This is a genomic window from Nonomuraea sp. NPDC054003 (assembly GCF_055585125.1).
In genome coordinates, this window is the sequence record NZ_JBVJKR010000003.1 from 388626 (window position 1) to 405802 (window position 17177).

Genomic DNA, 17177 nt, shown 5'->3' on the forward strand with positions numbered 1-17177 from the left:
GGCCCCTTCGATGAGGCATGGCACGGGGAGTTGGCGAGTGATGAGCAGAGGGACGTTCCCTGATCGTTTCGTGTGGGGCGTGTCGACCTCCGCGTACCAGATCGAGGGCGCGAACGCGGAAGACGGCCGGGGGCCCTCCATCTGGGACGCGTTCTCCGACTCGCAGGCCGCCTGCGACCATTACCACCGCTACCCCGACGACGTGCGGCTGATGAAGGATCTGGGCGTGGCCGCCTACCGGTTCTCGGTGAGCTGGCCGCGGGTCCTGCCCGAGGGCTCGGGCCGGGTGAACACGGCCGGGCTCGACTTCTACGAGCGGCTGGTCGACGAGCTCCTCTCGGCCGGCGTCACCCCGTACGCGACCCTCTACCACTGGGACCTGCCGCAGGCGCTGGAGGACCGGGGCGGCTGGCCGGAGCGCGACACCGCGCTCCACTTCGCCGACTACGCCCGGGTCGTGCACGAGCGGCTGGGCGACCGGGTGCACACCTGGTTCACGCTGAACGAGCCGTGGGTGGCCGCGTTCCTCGGCTACGGCGCCGGGGTGCACGCGCCCGGCCGGAAGTCGGCCGCCGACGCCTTCCGCGCCGCCCACCACATGCTGCTCGGCCACGGGCTGGCCGCCTCGGCGCTGCGCTCGGCCGGCGCGGCCAGGGTCGGCGCGGTGCTCAACTTCGCGCCCGTGATGACCCCCGGCCAGGTCACCGACCCGTCCAGGGAGCTGTCGGAGGAGGACGCCGACGCGGTCGCCAGGATCGACGAGCTGGTGCACGGGCAGTTCCTGGAGCCGATGCTGCGCGGACGCTACCCCGAGCGACTGCTGAACGTCGTGGAGTCCGCCGCCGGGCTCGGCCACGTCCGCGACGGCGACCTGGCCGTCATCGCCCAGCCGCTCGACATGCTCGGCGTCAACTACTACGCGCCCAGCGTGGTGCGCGCGCAGCCGGGCGAGCCCGCCGACCCCGTCTACCCGGGCAGCGACGGCGTCCTGTTCTGCACCGTGCCGACCGCGGTGACCGCGATGGGCTGGCCGATCGTGCCCGGCGCGCTGACCGTGCTGCTGCGCCGGCTGTCCCGGGAGTACCCCGACCAGGAGCTGATGATCACCGAGAACGGGGCCGACTTCGTCGACACCGTGACCGCCGACGGCATCCACGACGTCGACCGCGTCAGCTTCGTCGAAGAGCACCTGCGGGCCCTGCTCGCCGCCCTCGACGAGGGCGCCAAGGTCCGCGGCTACCTGCTGTGGTCGCTGCTCGACTGCCTCGAATGGGCCGACGGCTACCAGCGCAAGTTCGGCATCGTGCACGTCGACTTCGCCACCCAGCGGCGCCGCCTGAAGGACAGCGCCCTGTGGTACCGCGACGTGGTGCGCCGCAACGGGCTCGGCGACGGCCGGCCCAAGCGGCCCACCCTGGAGACCGTCGCCGCCCGGGCCAAGGTCTCCAGGGCGACCGTGTCCCGCGTCGTCAACGGCGACGCCGCGGTCAGCCCCGAGGTCCGCGAGAACGTCCTGCGGGCCGTCAAGGAGCTGGGCTACGTGCCCAACGCCGCCGCCCGCAGCCTCGCCACCCGCCGCACCGACACGGTCGCGCTCGTCCTGTCCATCCCGCGCCCCGACGACGCGCTCACCGCCGCCGTCGTCCAGTACGTGACCAGCGTCCTGGAAGGGGCGGGCAAGCAGATCACGCTCATGCTCGCCGACACCTCCGAGAGCCACCGGCGCATCGTCCGGCACGTCGAGGCCGGGCTGTCCGACGGGGTGGTGCTGCTCCCGACGGACGGGGCCGACCCGCTCGCCGAGCGGCTCGCCCGCACCGACGTGCCGCTCGTCCTGCTCGGCCGGCCGGCGATCAGCTCGCTCGTGCCGTACGTGGACGCCGACAACACGGGGGGCGCCGCCGCGGCCACCGAGCACCTGCTGCGGCAGGGGCGCAGGCACATCGGCCTCGTCTGCGGCCCCACCCACCTGGTCGCCGTCCAGGACCGCATGGCCGGGCACCGCGACACGCTCCAGCGGGCCGGACGGCTGCCGCACGTCGCGCTGGCCGGCGACACGGCCGAGTCCGGCGCGGCGGCCCTCACCCGGCTGCTGTCCGACGAGCGCCGCCTGGACGCCGTCCTCGCGACCTCCGACCACCTGGCGATCGGCGTGCTCCGGGCTGCTGCCGAGGCCGGGCGGCGGGTGCCGGACGACCTGGCGGTGGTGGGCTTCGGCGACATCGAGGCGGCCGCGTACACCACCCCGGCGCTGACCACCGTACGGACGCCCGCCTCCGACCAGGCCATGGCCCTGGCCCGGCTGATGCTCTCCCGCCTGGAAGGCCGCCACGCCACCCCGGTGGTGCTCCCCGCCAGGCTGGTGACACGCTCCAGCGGCTGACCGGCACGGAGGGACGGTCCGGGAGGGCGTGGGGCGGTTAGCATCGAGGGACAGTGTCGTCCGGAGGGTCGTCTGGAGGCCCGATGCGCCTGTCACGCCGCCGTCCCACGCAGCCCGACGAGCCCGCGCAGGTCATCCGCGTGGCGCCCGCGGTCGCGTACGACGGAGACCTCTACCACCTGCCCGACTGGACGGCGCGCCGCGACGCCGAGCGCGAGCTGGGGCGGCGGCACGCCGCCGACGGCCAGATCGACACGCTCACCCTGCAGACCGGCAGCGTGCCCCGCTTCCACGAGCTGGAGGACGAGCGGCTCGGCGAGCTGGCCCGCATCGAGGACCTCACCGAGCGGGAGCTGCGGCAGGCGCGCGCCGCGCTCGAAGGGCAGAAGATCAGGCTGGCCGAGTCGCAGCGCGCCTTCGCCGCCGCCCGCGCGGCGCTCGACGACACCCGGCCACGGGTCGCCGAGCTGGAACAGCCCAGCCGCCGCCCCGGCGACGGCCGCCCCAGCTCGATCGCGATCTCCGGCAGCCGGTGGCCCGTCGTGCGCCGCTGGCTGCCCGCCGCGCTGCTGCTGCTCCTGCTGGTGATCGTCGAGGTGCCGATCCTCTACCAGGTGATCCTCGACTGGGGCGACAGCGTCGCGATGACCGCGCTGCTCGCCGCGGGCGCCGCCCTCATCATGCTGGTCGCGCCGCACATGTACGGGCGCGCGTTCCGGTCCTGGCAGGAGCACGGCGGCTCGGCCAAGGGGCGCTGGCTGCTCATCGGCGTGGCGCTGGTGTGGCTGGGCTTCATCGTGGCGGTGGCCGTGCTCCGGCGCGACGCGCTGGTCCGGCCGCTCGTCGTGGACGGGGAGGAGATCGGCCCCACCGCCGAGGGCGCCGGCACGCTGCCGACCATGGTGCTGCTGCTGGCCCTGCTGATCGCCACCGCCCTCATCGCCGCCGACCTGGGCCGGCGCATGCACAACCCGAACGACCGGACGCTGCGGGAGCTGCGCGCCAAACTGGACGCCGAGTCCAGGGCGTTCGCGACCGCGCAGGGCGTCTACCAGCAGGACGCCGGATACGCCGAGAGCATCGCCCAGTACGTGGAGTCGGTCGACCGTCGCCTGGCCGGCCGGACCCGGCAGCTCGACCGCGGCTTCGACAGCCTGGCCACCGCCTACCTGGGCGGGGTGGTTGAAGGGTTACGGGACCCGGAGGCGGCGAGCTGGGCCGAACGGATCGTGGCCAGGCGCCGTGCGGCGCCCGGCCGGTGATCCCCTTAGGTGGTGGAGAAGGTGAACCAGTTGACGTTCACGAAGTCGGCGGGCTGGCCGCTGCTGAACGTCAGGTAGACGGTGTGCGTCCCGGTCGTCGGCGTGATGTTGGCCGGGACCGTGCGCCAGCTCTGCCAGCCGCCGGTGTTCCCGATCGCGAAGTCGCCGATCGGCGGCGCCGTCGGGCTGCCCAGCCTGACCTGGACGAGCCCGCTCACGCCGGTGCCCGCCCCGGAGGCCACCCTGGCCTTGAACTGCTGGGCCGCCGTCGAGCCGAACCGGACGTTGTCGAAGCGGAGCCAGTCGCCGTTGCGGATGGCGCCGACGTTCTGCCCGCCGCCGGAGTCCGTGGTGGTCTCCGTGATGGTGCCCGACTGGGCGCTGTAGCCCTCGGCCTGGATGGTGGAGCGCGCGTCGAACCCGTCACCCGGGGGGTCGGTCGGCGGGTCGGTCGGCTGGGTGCCGGTGCCGCTCTGCCACACGGCCACGTAGTCGACCAGCATCGGCCGGCCGGACACGGTCGCGGCGGTCGGCGTGCCGAAGCCCGCCACGCCGTTCGGGAAGGCGCCGCCCATGGCCACGTTCAGCAGCAGGAAGTAGCCGGCGTGACCGGTCATGTTGGTCCACGTGGTGGCGTCGAGCTGCGACTGGCTCACACTGAAGAACTGCTGGCCGTCCACGTACCAGCGCAGCTGGTTGGGGCTGACGCTGCGGTCCCACTCGAAGCGGTAGGTGTGGAAGGACGACTGGCAGGTCGAGCCGGGGCAGGCGCGGCTGCCGCCGATGCCCTGGGTCTCGTTGCACGGGCCGCCGGGGTTGACGCCGCAGTGGAGCACGGCCCAGACGGTGTTGAGGCCGTTGACGTTCTCCATGATGTCGAACTCGCCGATGGCCGGCCAGTTCCAGTAGTTGCCCCGGTAAGGGGAGCCGAGCGCCCAGAACGCGGGCCAGTAGCCGAGCGCGGCGTCGCCGGTGACGTTCGGCATCTGGATGCGGCCCTCGATGCGCAGGATGCGTCCGTCGGCGGGCTTGAAGTCGGAGCGCCGGGTCTCGATGCGGCCGGAGGTCCACTCGCCGTTCGAGCCGCGCAGCGGGGTGATGCGCAGGTTGCCGGAGCCGTCGAGGCTCAGGTTGGCGGGGTTGGACGTGTAGTTCTGGATCTCTCCGGTGCCCCAGTTGCCGGGGCCGCCGGGGTAGCCGTGGCCGGTGTCGATGATCCAGTTGCTGGACGAGGGCAGCGAGCCCGACGAGCCGTTGAAGTCGTCGGCCCAGACCAGCGACCAGCCGGACGGGGTGGCCGGGACGGAGGCGGCGGCGCTCGTGGCCACCTGGACGAGCAGGCCGCCGACGGCGGCCAGCGCCACGGCGGCGGCCGCTATGCGGCGGCGCACCCTGGACGGTGGTGATGTCATCACTGCTCCTGGGGGGAAGGGAGGCGGAGTGAAGAGAGCGCTCTCACGCCGAACGAAAACACAGTTCCTTACCTGTTGTCAACAATCGTCACCGCAGGCGTTGCAGGAAGGTGAACAGTCCGGCATGCTGTGAGAGAGCGCTCTCCCTACAGGAGGTCGGCGGCCGTCGTGCCGGCCGCCTCGAACGCCTCTGCCCAGAACGCCTCCAGCAGCGGGAACCGGTCCGGGTTCGCCGTCCGCTCCCGCAGGAACCCGTGCACCGTCACCGCGTACCCGCCCATGGCGGGCAGCAGTCCGGCCCGCCGCAGCTCCTCGACCTTCCGCTTCCGCGCCGCTTCGCCCAGATCCAGGCGGTTGATGTTCAGCTCGCCGCGGTTGTTGCTCAGATCGCTGAACACGATGAGCCGGTGCTCCTTGTCCGGCTGCCGCCGCGCGGTCATCTGCTTCACCATGTACCGCAGCGCGCCCAGCACGTCCGAGCCCTCGCCCTCCGCGGGGCAGTCGAACAGCCGCACCGCCCGGGGCACCACCTCTTTGATCCGGTGCGTCCTCACCCGTTCCTCGACGACCGGGTTGTCGTTCGGGTTCTCGGCGCGGGTGGCGGCCACGGTGACCGGGTCCTCCCGGCACGAACTGCTCTCCGACGCGCCGGTGACGGCGGCGAACCCCACCCAGTCGCACCCCTGGGCGAACTCGGGCAGCTTCGAGGTCACGTCCTCACGGGACGTGGCGGGCTCCGCGTAGCTCGTGGAGTCCACCACCACCCCGCACACCGCCCCCGCGTCCGTCCCGCACCCCGCCACGCCACCGGCCACCAGCGCCGCGACGCCGAGCACGGCCACCCTTCTGCTCCCTAACCCGGCCAACGCCGCTCCTCTCCGTCGCCGTCACGTGGTGTGCTGGGCGATGCGGCGCTCGGGTCGCCGAACGCCTCCCGCCATGGATAGGTCCGCCGCTGCCCTCTGGCACGGTCCTGTCCGGTTGGGGTGCTTGTTGCAGTGGTGTCTTGTGTGGGTGGGGTGTGTGGTTCGGCGGCGCGGTCGTGTGCCGGTGGGGTGCGTGTTTCTGTGGTGCGATCGTGTGCCGGTGGGGTGCGTGTTTCTGTGGTGCGGTCGTGTCCCGGTGTGGTGCCTGTCTCGGTGGCGCGGTCCTGTGCCGGTGGGGTGCGGTTGGTGTGGTCCTGCTTGCGTGTCTCGGTGGCGTGGCCCGGTCCGGGATGGACGTCGGTTTCGGCGTCCTGGTGTGGTTCCCGCGGGCCGTCGTCGGCTGGCTCGCCGACGTCGCTGTCCGTACGAGGGGAGCCGGGCCCGGCGCTCGCCGGCCCGTCGGCGGAAGCCTCAGAGTCGTCATGCCCTGGATGCTCATCGCTCGTCGGCGAAGGCGTGAGGGCGTCGGTCTCGCGGGTCTCCACCGCCTCACCTGGTACGTAAGCGGTCTCGTGCAGAGGATCCGGGGAGGGGTGGGCGGCTTGCGGCGGTGACGGAGCCATGCCGGAGGTACCTGCCGGGGGAAACGTGACCTCCGCAGGGTCCGCTGCCGTACGTAAGGAAGAGACGGCTTCTGGAAGAGACGTGGGGGATCGGTCCATCGTGGGCCGGGCGGCTGGCGGCGGAGATGTGGTGGCGGTTGGATCCAGTGCGGGGTGGGTGGTCTCCGGCGGGGAGACGGTGGAGGCCGTCTCGGGTCGGGCGGCTTGCGGCGGGGATGGGGTGGCGGTGGGGTCCACCGTGGGATGGGTCTCCGGCGAGGAGACAGTGGGGGCCGTCTCGGGTCGGGCGGCTCGCGGCGGAGGTGGGGTGGCGGTGGGATCCAGTGCGGGGTGGGTGGTCTCCAGCGGGGAGACGGCGAGGGCCGTTTCGGGTCGGGTGGCTTGGGATGTGGTGGCGGTGGGATCCGCCGGGAGATGAGTGGTCTCCGGAGGGGAGACGGTAGGGGGCGTTTCCGGTCGGGTGGTTTGGGACGGGGATGTGGTGGGGGTGGGGGTCGGGTCCGCCGGGGGTTGGGTGGTCTCCTCCGGAGATGTGGTGGGGGTGGGGGTCGGGTCCGCCAGGGCTTGGGCGGTCTCCGGTGGGGATGCGGTTGGGGTGGGGTCCGCTGGGGGTTGGGGGGACTGAGTCCGGTGGGGAGGTTCGAGCGGGGGGAGGCGGAGGGCTGAGGGTAGTTCGTGGGGGAGGACCTTGGTGTGCCAGTCCGCTACCCGGGCTTCCACCTCGTGGAGGATCCGGCCTAGCTCGTCGCGCCCCGAGATGCCGAGCCGGGTCTCGCCGGTGGGTTCCATGGCGATGACCTCGCCCTGCCAGAGCGGCGGGATCTCTTCCCGGCGCGGGTGGGTCTCCATGACGCCGCTCCGGTAGGCGGCGATGATCTGCTCGGCCCGGGCGTGCACGGCCTCCACCTCGTGGTCGTGCTCGACCAGGGCGTTCTCCCACTCCTGCGCGTACTGGCCGATGCGGGCGCCGGCGCGTTGCACGCTCTCCTGGCTCTCCCGCACCGCCTCCCGCCGCCGCGCCTCACCCCGCCTCCATCGGGCCTCGGCGATGGAGATGAACGCGTCCTCCTCGTAGGGAGCCGCCGGGCGCCCGCCGCGATCACCGTACGATCCCGCCGCACGTGCCCCTGAGCCACCGTACGGTCCTGCTGCGCGTGCCCCTGAGTCACCGTACGGTCCCACGGAATCGGGGTCTGGCGGATCGCCGCACGATCCCGGCGGGTCAGGTGAAGACCCAGGCTCTGGCGGATCGCCGTACCGTCCCGCCGGTTCAGGTGAAGGCATGGACTCTGGTGGATACGGATCAGCGGGTGGGCCGGGGTGGCCGTTGGGTGGGGGCTGGGGGAGGAGGTCGGTGCGGCTGAGCTCCAGGAGGATCGCTTCCCGCGCGGCCAGGGACTGGTCGAGTAACTCGCCGCGCCGGGCGGCCAGCCGGCGGCCGGCGTCGGCGATCTGCTCGCGGGCGCGGGCCCGTACCTCGGCGACGAACGGGGGCCGGCTCTCGGGGTCGGTGAAGGTCGTCAGCGGGTGTCGCCGGGCGTCGCGCATGCCCTGCCGACGCGCCTCCGCACGCTCGGCCAGCGGGTCGCCCCGCTTGAACAGCCGCGACAAGAACGCCATCCGGCTCCTCCGGCTCAGAGTCCCTGAGTCCCCAGCCTAAACGCTCCCCTCGCGGAAGCCGGGGTGCCGGAGGAAACGCGAAAGGCGGGGCCGTGAGGGCGGCCCCGCCTTTCGCGTAGGGGAGATCAGGCTTTCTCGGCCTCGCCGGTGGCCTGCTCCAGCGCGTCCTCGGGGGACTGCTCCAGGTCCTGCTCGGCGTCGGCGGCCGCCTGGGCCGACGCCTTGTCCAGGCGGACCCAGCTCGTCACGCTCTCGACGGCGAACAGCACGAACAGGTAGGCCGTCAGCACCGCCAGCACCGGCGTGACCAGGCCGAACGCCGCGCCCGCGCCGATGATGAGCAGCCGCAGCTCCCAGCCGAGCCCGGCGTAGAACACCCAGGCCGGCGGCCAGATGCTCTGCCGGGTCCGGTAGACGGTGTCGTAGGTGTGGTAGCCGACCACGTACACCAGCACGAACAGCAGCCACTTCGGCGCCCCCGCCGCGAGGCCGACCACGATCATGGCGAGGAACTCGGCGGCGCGCAGCAGCGGCGGCGTGAGCCAGTCGAAGCGGCCCAGGTGGTCGCGCGGCGCGGTCGGCAGCACCAGCAGCAGCACGATCAGCGACGGCAGCAGCATCGTGAAGCCCGGCTGGACCAGGCCGGTCACCGTGACGGCGATGACGGCCAGCAGCGCGGCCAGCGTGGCGGGGACCGGCGGCAGGCCCTTGCCGAGCCTGCCCGACAGCACGTGGACGAGGGGACCGTCGTCGCGGTAGGCGAGCAGGCGGGCGGTCTGGATGCGCCGGCGCTCCTCGTCGGGGTCCGGCGTGGGGGTTGCGGCGGCCTGCGGCTGGGTGATCATGCGAGCGACCTCATGAGGCGTCCGGTGAGAGTGTAAACGGCGGCGACGGAGCCCCAGATCACCAGCGTGAGGAAGGTAATGCGGGCGTCGAAGAGCGCAGCGGTGATCGCGATGGCCGCGAACCGCTCGCCGATGGGGAACACGATCATTTTACGCGCCCAGTGGACCGCGCGGTACTTGCCGGCCTTGGACCACATCTTGAGCATGCGCTTGACGCCACTGCTCTGCTCGACCTTGCGGCGCTCCAGGGCCTGGCGCAGGTCACGGTCGTCGCGGGCGTCGAGCGCCAGTGTGGGCAGCTTGGCCGGGGGCTTGCGGCGGTTGGAGATGCCGAAGGAGAAGTCGAGCAGGTGGCGCACGGACTGCAGGCCGATGGCGGCCAGCGCGAAGATCCAGATGTCGTCGCCGCCGTTGCCCGCCACGACCCAGCCCACGGCCAGGCCGGCGAAGACGACGTACTCCTTGAACCGGTCGAACGTGGCGTCGAGCCACGCCCCCAGCACCCCGAACTTGCGGGCGTAGCGGGCGACCTGGCCGTCGACGCAGTCGAACACGAAGGCGAAGTAGATCAGCAGCCCGCCGGCGATCATCCACGGCCGCTGGCCGGTGGCGAAGCAGGCGGCGGCGGCCACGCCGAGGGCGATCGAGATGAGCGTGACCTGGTTGGGCGTCAGCCCCCGCCGGGCCGCCCAGCGGGCGATGAACCGGGAGTAGGTCGAGACGAAGTAGGTGGTGAAGAAGCCGTCGGCGCCCTTGACCGCGTTGTTGAGCCTGGCGCGGTCCTCGTCGAAGCCGGACATCTCGACGGCGGCCTCGTTGGCCTGCTCCTGGGAGGTGACGCGGCGGTAGAACAGGTCGCGGCGGCCCCGGATGCCGACCGACACGCCCTTGCGCACCAGGCCGAAGGCGATGATCTGGACCAGGTCGTCGTCGTCGCCGAAGGCGGACGCCATCGCGGCCAGCTCGCGGCAGGTCTCGGCGAGCATCGGCGCGTTGCGCGCGCTGATGTACATCGGGCCGAGCAGCACGGCGTTGGGCCTGGTCACCAGGTGGGTGGCGGTGCCGACCGAGATGACCCGGGTCTTGCCGATGCGGGAGCGGACCGGCAGGCCCTCCACCTCGTTCATGCCGATCTCGGGCTCGGCCTCCGCTATCGGGACGTTACCGTTGAGCTGGTCGTCCTCTGTCTCCTCGCCCTCCTCTTCCGCCACCGGGCGCGGCTCCTTGGCGACGAGGACCAGCGCGCCGCGCTTGGTCTTGTTGATCTGGTAGATCAGCTCGTCGTGGATGACCGAGTTCTCCGGGATGATGAACAGGGGCTCGGTCGCGGACTCCGCGACCTCCGCCAGTGCGCGCAGGGCGGCGGCCACGTCGCCGGAGCCGATCGTGGCGGGCGTCGGGTCCATGGTGAGGACCTGGTTGCGCAGTCGCTCCGCGACGGTGGGATTGCCGGGAAGTGCGGCGAGCCTCAAGCCGGTCGGAGCGGTGTCGGGGCCGGGTGAAGAGCCCAGCAGGACCACGCGGGTCATGACTACCTTTCGGCGGTAACGGAGGGGTGAACAGTGGGCAATGCGGAACAGGCGTCAAAGTCTAGTGACGGTTGCGGAAAGGCGTGTCACACCGCCATGGGAGTAGCACGAAGTGTCGTCACTTTGATACGACCGTAGGATGGCCGGGTGAGTCTCTATCGTGACGAGGGCGTGGTCCTGCGCACGCAGAAGCTCGGCGAGGCCGATCGCATCGTCACGGTTCTGGCCAAGCGCACCGGCAAGATCCGGGCCGTCGCCAAGGGGGTGCGCCGCACCACCTCGCGCTTCGGGGCGAGGCTGGAGCCGTTCACCCACGTCGACCTCCAGCTCCACACCGGCCGCACGCTCGACGTCGTCACCCAGGCGGAGACGATCAGGCCGTACGGCGAGGCGCTGGCGAGCGACTACCCGCGCTACACCGCCGGCACCGCGATGCTGGAGACCGCCGACCGGCTGACCCACGGCGAGAAGGAGCCGGCCCTGCGGCAGTTCCTGCTGCTGGTGGGCGGGCTGCGCACGCTCGGCGAGGGCGATCACGAACCCCGGCTGGTGCTCGACGCCTATTTCCTGCGCTCGCTGGCCGTCGCCGGATACGCGCCCGCGCTGGAGGCGTGCGCCAAGTGCCGGGCGCCCGCGATCCGGGCGTTCGCCATCGTGGCGGGCGGCGTGGTGTGCGGGGCGTGCCGGCCCGCCGGCGCGGCGGTGCCCGCCGGTGAGACGATCGGCCTGATGACGGCGCTGCTGCGCGGCGACTGGGCGACGGCCGACGCGTCCGAGCAGCGACACCGCAGCGAGTGCAGCGGCCTGGTCGCCGCCTATCTGCAATGGCACCTCGAACACGGGATACGCTCGCTCCGCCACGTAGAAAGGGAGCCCGTTTGAACGTCCGCCCGCCGACACCCCATCCGTCCGGCGCGACCCCGCCGCCGATCCCGCGTGAGCTGCTGCCCCGCCACGTGGCCATCGTCATGGACGGCAACGGCCGGTGGGCCAAGGCCCGCGGGCTGCCCCGCACCGAGGGGCACAAAGCGGGGGAGTCGTCGCTGTTCGACGTCATCGAGGGCGCTCTGGAGCTGGGCATCCCCTACCTGAGCGCCTACGCGTTCTCGACGGAGAACTGGAAGCGCTCGCCCGACGAGGTGCGCTTCCTCATGGGCTTCAACCGCGACGTGATCCGCCGTCGCCGCGACGAGCTGCACGCGATGGGCGTGCGGGTGCGCTGGGCGGGCAGGCCGGGCCGGCTGTGGAAGAGCGTGATCTCCGAGCTGCAGTCCGCCGAGGAGATGACCCGGGCCAACCGCAAGCTGACGCTGCAGTTCTGCGTCAACTACGGTGGCCAGGCCGAGATCGTCGACGCGGCACTCAGGCTGGCCGACGACCTCCAGGCGGGCCGGGTCAAGCGGTCCAAGGTCGACGAGAAGGTCTTCGCCCGCTATCTCGACGAGCCCGAGATCCCGGCCGTCGACCTGTTCGTGCGCTCGTCGGGCGAGCAGCGCTTCTCCAACTTCCTGCTGTGGCAGTCGGCCTACGCGGAGATGGTCTTCCTCGACCGGCTCTGGCCCGACTTCGACCGCAGGGACCTGTGGGAGGCGTGCGAGATCTACGCCAAGCGCGACCGGCGTTACGGCGGAGCTCTGCCCAACCCGGTCTAACCGTTCCCCGCGCGGGGAACTCTTCCCGCATGCGGCGACTCGCCTGGCACACCGCGCTGATCATCGCGGCCTACTACGTGGTGCCCCTGCAGGAGGACCAGCCCGACTGGGTGCGGTTCCTGCGGGTGGCCTGCGTGATCGCCGGTCTCGCCCTGGTGTGCTGGAGCGTCGTGAGGGAGGCCAGGCAGCAGTCGGCCGGCGACGAGGGCGGGCTGACCCCGGCCACGCTGGCGCTGATCACCGTGGCGGGCGTGGTGCTGTTCGCGCTCGCCGACTACAACGTGGCCTACTGGCGACAGGGCGAGTTCGCGGGCCTGGAGACCAGGACGGACGCGCTCTACTTCGCGGTCTCCACGCTGGCCACCGTCGGTTTCGGCGACGTGCACGCGCAGGGTCAGCTGGCCAGAGGGCTGGTGCTGGTGCAGATGGCGTTCAACCTCATCGTGCTGGCCACCGCCGCGACCCTGCTGACCGGCAAGCTCAAGGCGGGTCAGGCGCGGCGGCGGGCGCGGTAGGCGGCGACGTGCATGCGGTTGCCGCAGGTGCGGCTGTCGCAGTAGACGCGGCTGCGGTTGCGCGACTCGTCGACGAAGACGTGCTCGCAGTCGGGCGCCGCGCAGGTGCGGAGCCGCTCCCACTCGTCCTCCACCAGCAGGTGGGCCAGGGCGACGCCGCAGTCGGCGGCCAGGTGCTCGGCCAGCGTGGCGTCCGGGGCGAAGTAGTGGACGTGCAGCGGATGGCCGTCGTGCTCGGCCAGGCGCGGCGTTATGCGCGTCTCGGAGAGCAGCCCGTTGAGCAGGCGCACCGCCGTCGGCTGGTCGGCCGCGGTGAAGACGCGGTAGAACGCCTCCCGTATCATCCGGACCTGGCCCAGATCACGCGCGGTGAGCCCGCCCAGACCGCTGACCTGCCGCCCCTCGACGAAGGACTGCAGCTCGGTCAGAGTGGCGAGCCGGTCTTCGCCGCCCGTCGACGGGGAGGTGTTGACGAGCTCGACGACGGTGCCCAGGGAATGCTGCATGTCATGGCCAAAGGGCATGTTGACTCCTGTCGGGGCCGGTTCTAGCGTGGTCGCAGCGTATCTCTCCCACGGGGGGCCTGGGATTTCCGATGAGTTCACACCGCCGAATCGTGCTGATCGCGATCGCAGGCGCTCTGATCATTTCCACCTCCGGGCCGCTCGTCCGGCTCGCCGACGTGGCGCCGGCGACCTCGGCGATCTTCCGGTGCGCGTACGCGATCCCGCCCCTGATCGTGCTCGCCACGCTGGAGCGGCGCCGGCGCGGGCCGTTCAGGGGCAGGCCCCGCCTGCTGGCCTGGGTCGCGGGCCTGATGTTCGCGCTCGACCTGTTGTTCTGGCACCACTCGATCGCGTACGTGGGCGCCGGGCTGGCCACGGTGCTCGGCAATCTCCAGGTGTTCATCGTGGCGTTCGCCGCCTGGGCGATCTTCCGTGAGCGGCCGTCGCGCGCCCTGATGGCGGCCACCCCGGTGGTGTTCGGCGGCGTCGTGCTGATCTCCGGCGTGTTCGACCGGGCCGCGTACGGCGTCGACCCGGTGCTCGGGGTGGTCACCGGCGTCGCCACGTCGCTCTCGTACGCGGCCTTCCTGCTGCTGATGAAGAGCGCCTCCGACCGCTCGGCGGCGCCGCTCGCGCACGCCACCGTCGTGGCCACGCTCGCCATGACGGCGCTCAGCCCGGTCTTCGGCGGCGCCGACCTCACCGTCAGCTGGCCCGAGCACGGCTGGCTGCTGGTGCTCGCGCTCGGGCCGCAGGTGCTCGGCTGGTCGCTCATCACGTACTCGCTGCCCCGCCAGCCCGCCGCGCTGACCGCGCTGCTGCTGCTCGTCCAGCCGATGACGACGGTCGGCCTGTCGGCGGCCGTGCTCGGCGAGCGTCCGTCGGCGCTGCAGCTCGCGGGCTGCGCGGTGGTCGTGCTCGGCGTGCTGTGGGGGTCACGTCGCGATCAGCCCGCCTCCGGCGGCTTGGAGCAGGACGAGCAGGTGCCGAAGACCTCGACGGTGTGAGTGATCTCGGTGAAGCCGTGGTCGGCGCCGATGGTCTCGGCCCAGCGCTCCACGGCGGGGCCCGCCACCTCGACGGTGTGGCCGCAGCGGCGGCAGACCAGATGGTGGTGGTGCTCGCCGGTGGCGCACGCGCGGTAGACCGACTCGCCTTCGTCGTTGCGCAGCACGTCGACCTTGCCGTGGTCGGCCAGCGTCTGCAGCGCGCGGTAGACCGTGGTCAGCCCGATCTTCGCGCCGTGCTGGCGCATCTCCGTATAGACGTCCTGGGCGCTGCGGAACCCCTCGCTCTGACGCAGGGTTTCGTGGACGGCCTGCCGCCTGGAGGTCATCTGACCTCCTTGACGCGGACGCTGCCTGCCTGCTGGCTCACGTTCGACTCCTGGGATCGGCCTTGACGTACGAATCTACCGACACCGAGGGCCAGGACGAAGCCGGCCAGGGCGAGAAGGACGATGGCCGCCCCCGGCGGCACCCGCGTGGAGGCGGTCGAGGCGAGCAGCCCGCCCACCGACGCCACCACGCCGAACACCATGGCCAGCAGCATCGTCGTGCGGAATCCTCTGGTGAGCTGCTGGCTGGTCGCCACCGGGATCACCATGAGCGCGCTGACCAGCAGCAGGCCGACCACCCGCATGGCGATGACCACGGTCAGCGCGGCCGTGACCGCGACCAGCACGCTGAGGAAGCGCACCGGCAGCCCGCTGGCCCTGGCCATCTCCTCGTCCTGGCAGAGCACGAACAGCTCCCTGCCGAAGACCGTGACCACCCCGAGCACCAGCACGGCCAGGCCGCCGATGACCCAGATGTCCTCGGTCGTGACGCTGGCGATGGCGCCGAACAGGTAGGAGTTGAGCTTGGCGTTGCTGCCGCCGGGCGCGATGCCCATGAGCATGACGCCGCCCGCGATGCCGCCGTAGAACAGCAGCGCCAGCGCCACGTCGCCGCTCGTGCGGCCGCGCGCCCTGACCAGCTCGATGGCGAGGGCCCCCGCGATCGCCACCACGACGGCCGTCAGCACCGGGGCGGTGCCGGTCAGGAAGCCGAGCGCGACGCCGGTCAGCGCCACGTGGCCGATGCCGTCGCCGAGCAGGGCCAGCCTGCGCTGCACGATGAACGTGCCCACGGCGGGCGCGCAGAGCCCCACCAGCAGGGCGGCGATCAGCGCGAGCTGGAAGAACTGCTTGTCGAGCAGGCTCAGGTCGATCATGGTTCTCCCTGCCAGCCGCGGAGCGGGCCCGCGGTGGCTTCGGCGGCGTGCGGGTGCACGTGCTCGTGACCCGGTCTGGCGCAGTCGCCCTCCGGCTCGGGGGGCGGCCCGTCATGGGCGATGCGGCCCTCCCGGACCACCACGCCGCGCGTGATGAGCGGCTCCAGCGGGCCCAGCTCGTGCGCGACCAGGACGATGGTCTTCCCGGCGGACACCAGGCGGGCGAGCGTGTCGGCGAGCAGCCGCTGGGTCCCGGCGTCGACGCCGGCGGTCGGCTCGTCCATCACGTAGGTGTCGGGCTCCCCGGCCAGCGCGCGGGCGATGAGCACCCGCTGCTGCTGGCCTCCGGACAGGGCCTGCGCCGAGTCGCCGGCCCGGTCGGCCAGCCCCACCGCATCCAGGGCGCGGGCCACGGCCTCCCGGTCCTCCTGACGGTAGGGGCTCAGCCTGCGCCGCCGGGCGACCCGGCCGGAGGTGACGACCTCCCGTACGGTGGCGGGCACACCGCCGCCGATCGCCAGGCGCTGCGGCACGTAGCCGATGCGCCACCAGTGGCGGAACCGCGCGGGCGGTGAGCCGTAGAGCAGGGTCGTGCCGCCGGACAGCGGCGTGAGCCCGAGCAGCGCGCGCACGAGCGTCGACTTGCCCGAGCCGTTGGCGCCCATGATGGCCACGACCTCGCCCTCGCGGACGGTCAGGTCGACGCCCGCCAGCACGGGCCGGCCGTCGAGCGCGACCCGCCCGCCGGTCATCGCGAACGCGGTCTCGCTCATGTGGTGCACCCCAGCGCTGTCTGCAATGTCTTCAGATTGTCGCGCATCGCGGACGCGTAATCGCCGGAAGGCGCGCTCTCCAGCGGGTCGAGCACCGCGGTCTTCGCGCCGACCTCGCCGGCCAGCACCTCGGCCACCTTGGGGCTGACCAGCGCCTCGGTGAAGATCGTGGTCACCTTCTCGCGCTTGGCCAGCTCGGCCACCTCGGCCAGCCGGGCGGGCGAGGGCTCGGACTCGGGGTCGAGCGTGATGCCCACCTGCTCCAGCTTGTAGCGGTCGGCCAGGTAGCCGAACGCCTCGTGCGCGGTGACCATCGTGCGCGTCGAGCAGGTGGCCAGGCCCTGGCTGAACTCCTCGTCCAGCGCGGTGAGCGAGGCGGCGGTCTTGGCGGCGCGGTCCTTGAACGCCTGCGCGTGCGCGGGGTCGGCGGCGGCCAGCCGCTCGCCCAGCTCCGTGGCGACGGCGGCGAACCTGGACGGGTCGAGCCACAGGTGCGGATCGTAGGAGACCTCGTGGTCGTGGGCCTCCTCGCCTTCCTCGTGCTCGTGCTCGTCGTGCCCGCCCGCCGGGATCGTCCGGACGGCGGTGGCGGCGTCGAACGCCGTGTCGGGCGTGACGGCCTCGTCCACGGCGGGCTGGACGCCCTTGATGTAGACGGTGAGCGCCGCGTCCTCCAGCTGGGCCATCTGGTGGGCGCCCAGCTCCATGTCGTGCGGCTCGACACCGGGAGTGGTCAGGCTCGACACCTGGACGTCGGAGCCGCCGACCTGCTCGGTGATCCACTGCAGCGGATAGAAGGCGGCGACCACCTGCGGAGTGTCTCCGGTGGCCGCGCCGGTCCCGGCGTCGGCGCCGCACGCGGTCGTGGCCAGCAACGTCGCGCCCGCGAGCGCCCCAGCGACCCGCATACGGGAATGTCCTGACATCATGTGAGTCAGTATGCCGGGGAATGAAAATGGTTGTCAAAGTCGATGGCT

At 72.1% G+C, this 17177-nt stretch carries 15 protein-coding genes; 6 read left to right on the forward strand and 9 right to left on the reverse strand.

The window, feature by feature from the left end:
* Nucleotides 1-40: 40 nt before the first annotated feature.
* Complete coding sequence (locus tag ACZ6YG_RS09420; RefSeq protein WP_466017660.1) at nucleotides 41-2383, forward strand: GH1 family beta-glucosidase; 2343 nt, start codon at nucleotides 41-43, stop codon at nucleotides 2381-2383.
* A gap of 83 nt (nucleotides 2384-2466) precedes the next feature.
* A complete protein-coding gene (locus ACZ6YG_RS09425) occupies nucleotides 2467-3645 on the forward strand; it encodes a hypothetical protein (RefSeq protein WP_219549712.1) in 1179 nt (392 codons plus the stop codon).
* A gap of 5 nt (nucleotides 3646-3650) precedes the next feature.
* On the opposite strand, the gene ACZ6YG_RS09430 is transcribed toward ACZ6YG_RS09425, so the two are convergent.
* From ACZ6YG_RS09430 to ACZ6YG_RS09445, 4 genes are all read right to left on the reverse strand, one after another.
* Nucleotides 3651-5057 (reverse strand): glycoside hydrolase family 16 protein, encoded by a 1407-nt coding sequence (locus ACZ6YG_RS09430; protein ID WP_466017661.1) that lies wholly within the window; start codon nucleotides 5055-5057, stop codon nucleotides 3651-3653.
* Nucleotides 5058-5203: 146 nt separating this feature from the next.
* Nucleotides 5204-5899, reverse strand: a complete 696-nt coding sequence (locus ACZ6YG_RS09435) for a vWA domain-containing protein (RefSeq protein ID WP_466017662.1) — start codon at nucleotides 5897-5899, stop codon at nucleotides 5204-5206.
* A 2392-nt stretch (nucleotides 5900-8291) separates the two neighbouring features.
* Nucleotides 8292-9011, reverse strand: a complete 720-nt coding sequence (locus ACZ6YG_RS09440; RefSeq protein WP_397198084.1) for a DUF5941 domain-containing protein — start codon at nucleotides 9009-9011, stop codon at nucleotides 8292-8294.
* The gene (locus ACZ6YG_RS09445) at nucleotides 9008-10540 is read right to left on the reverse strand and encodes a CDP-alcohol phosphatidyltransferase family protein (protein WP_148033383.1); all 1533 of its coding nucleotides are present in this window, start codon (nucleotides 10538-10540) and stop codon (nucleotides 9008-9010) included. Before ACZ6YG_RS09445 ends, ACZ6YG_RS09440 begins: the two co-directional genes overlap by 4 nt.
* 147 nt (nucleotides 10541-10687) lie before the next feature.
* On the opposite strand from ACZ6YG_RS09445, the gene recO reads away from it, so the two are divergent.
* Genes recO through ACZ6YG_RS09460 form a run of 3 tightly spaced genes read left to right on the forward strand, consistent with a single transcriptional unit; the run spans nucleotide 10688 to nucleotide 12707 of the window.
* Entirely contained in the window at nucleotides 10688-11422 is a 735-nt protein-coding gene (gene recO, locus ACZ6YG_RS09450; RefSeq protein WP_148033382.1) for a DNA repair protein RecO, read from the forward strand.
* Nucleotides 11419-12192, forward strand: a complete 774-nt coding sequence (locus ACZ6YG_RS09455; RefSeq protein ID WP_466017663.1) for an isoprenyl transferase — start codon at nucleotides 11419-11421, stop codon at nucleotides 12190-12192. Before recO ends, ACZ6YG_RS09455 begins: the two co-directional genes overlap by 4 nt.
* 29 nt (nucleotides 12193-12221) lie before the next feature.
* The gene (locus ACZ6YG_RS09460) at nucleotides 12222-12707 is read left to right on the forward strand and encodes a potassium channel family protein (RefSeq protein WP_364228424.1); all 486 of its coding nucleotides are present in this window, start codon (nucleotides 12222-12224) and stop codon (nucleotides 12705-12707) included.
* On the opposite strand, the gene ACZ6YG_RS09465 is transcribed toward ACZ6YG_RS09460, so the two are convergent.
* Complete coding sequence (locus ACZ6YG_RS09465; RefSeq protein ID WP_466017664.1) at nucleotides 12683-13231, reverse strand: CGNR zinc finger domain-containing protein; 549 nt, start codon at nucleotides 13229-13231, stop codon at nucleotides 12683-12685. The genes ACZ6YG_RS09460 and ACZ6YG_RS09465 overlap by 25 nt on opposite strands.
* Before the next feature lie 92 nt (nucleotides 13232-13323).
* Between ACZ6YG_RS09465 and ACZ6YG_RS09470 the strand changes: the two genes are divergently transcribed.
* A complete protein-coding gene (locus tag ACZ6YG_RS09470; RefSeq protein WP_308249181.1) occupies nucleotides 13324-14220 on the forward strand; it encodes a DMT family transporter in 897 nt (298 codons plus the stop codon).
* Here ACZ6YG_RS09470 and ACZ6YG_RS09475 read toward each other — a convergent pair.
* Genes ACZ6YG_RS09475 through ACZ6YG_RS09490 form a run of 4 tightly spaced genes read right to left on the reverse strand, consistent with a single transcriptional unit; the run spans nucleotide 14160 to nucleotide 17108 of the window.
* Nucleotides 14160-14549, reverse strand: a complete 390-nt coding sequence (locus tag ACZ6YG_RS09475) for a Fur family transcriptional regulator (RefSeq protein ID WP_219549718.1) — start codon at nucleotides 14547-14549, stop codon at nucleotides 14160-14162. The genes ACZ6YG_RS09470 and ACZ6YG_RS09475 overlap by 61 nt on opposite strands.
* Nucleotides 14546-15427: a metal ABC transporter permease gene (locus tag ACZ6YG_RS09480; protein WP_148033376.1), complete on the reverse strand. Its 882-nt coding sequence runs from the start codon at nucleotides 15425-15427 to the stop codon at nucleotides 14546-14548. The genes ACZ6YG_RS09475 and ACZ6YG_RS09480 overlap by 4 nt, the downstream gene beginning before the upstream one ends.
* Complete coding sequence (locus ACZ6YG_RS09485; RefSeq protein ID WP_466017665.1) at nucleotides 15424-16200, reverse strand: metal ABC transporter ATP-binding protein; 777 nt, start codon at nucleotides 16198-16200, stop codon at nucleotides 15424-15426. The genes ACZ6YG_RS09480 and ACZ6YG_RS09485 overlap by 4 nt, the downstream gene beginning before the upstream one ends.
* On the reverse strand, nucleotides 16197-17108 hold the full coding sequence (locus ACZ6YG_RS09490) for a metal ABC transporter substrate-binding protein (RefSeq protein WP_397198082.1): 912 nt from the start codon (nucleotides 17106-17108) through the stop codon (nucleotides 16197-16199). Before ACZ6YG_RS09490 ends, ACZ6YG_RS09485 begins: the two co-directional genes overlap by 4 nt.
* Nucleotides 17109-17177 lie beyond the last annotated feature (69 nt).

Excerpts from the sequence above, each read along its gene's own strand:
- ACZ6YG_RS09420 (WP_466017660.1), top strand. The coding sequence starts at position 41 with ATGAGCAGAGGGACGTTCCCTGATCGTTTCGTGTGGGGCGTGTCGACC.
- ACZ6YG_RS09425 (WP_219549712.1), top strand. The coding sequence starts at position 2,467 with ATGCGCCTGTCACGCCGCCGTCCCACGCAGCCCGACGAGCCCGCGCAG.
- ACZ6YG_RS09430 (WP_466017661.1), bottom strand. The coding sequence starts at position 5,057 with ATGACATCACCACCGTCCAGGGTGCGCCGCCGCATAGCGGCCGCCGCC.
- ACZ6YG_RS09440 (WP_397198084.1), bottom strand. The coding sequence starts at position 9,011 with ATGATCACCCAGCCGCAGGCCGCCGCAACCCCCACGCCGGACCCCGAC.
- ACZ6YG_RS09445 (WP_148033383.1), bottom strand. The coding sequence starts at position 10,540 with ATGACCCGCGTGGTCCTGCTGGGCTCTTCACCCGGCCCCGACACCGCT.
- ACZ6YG_RS09460 (WP_364228424.1), top strand. The coding sequence starts at position 12,222 with ATGCGGCGACTCGCCTGGCACACCGCGCTGATCATCGCGGCCTACTAC.
- ACZ6YG_RS09465 (WP_466017664.1), bottom strand. The coding sequence starts at position 13,231 with ATGCCCTTTGGCCATGACATGCAGCATTCCCTGGGCACCGTCGTCGAG.
- ACZ6YG_RS09475 (WP_219549718.1), bottom strand. The coding sequence starts at position 14,549 with ATGACCTCCAGGCGGCAGGCCGTCCACGAAACCCTGCGTCAGAGCGAG.
- ACZ6YG_RS09480 (WP_148033376.1), bottom strand. The coding sequence starts at position 15,427 with ATGATCGACCTGAGCCTGCTCGACAAGCAGTTCTTCCAGCTCGCGCTG.
- ACZ6YG_RS09485 (WP_466017665.1), bottom strand. The coding sequence starts at position 16,200 with ATGAGCGAGACCGCGTTCGCGATGACCGGCGGGCGGGTCGCGCTCGAC.
- ACZ6YG_RS09490 (WP_397198082.1), bottom strand. The coding sequence starts at position 17,108 with ATGCGGGTCGCTGGGGCGCTCGCGGGCGCGACGTTGCTGGCCACGACC.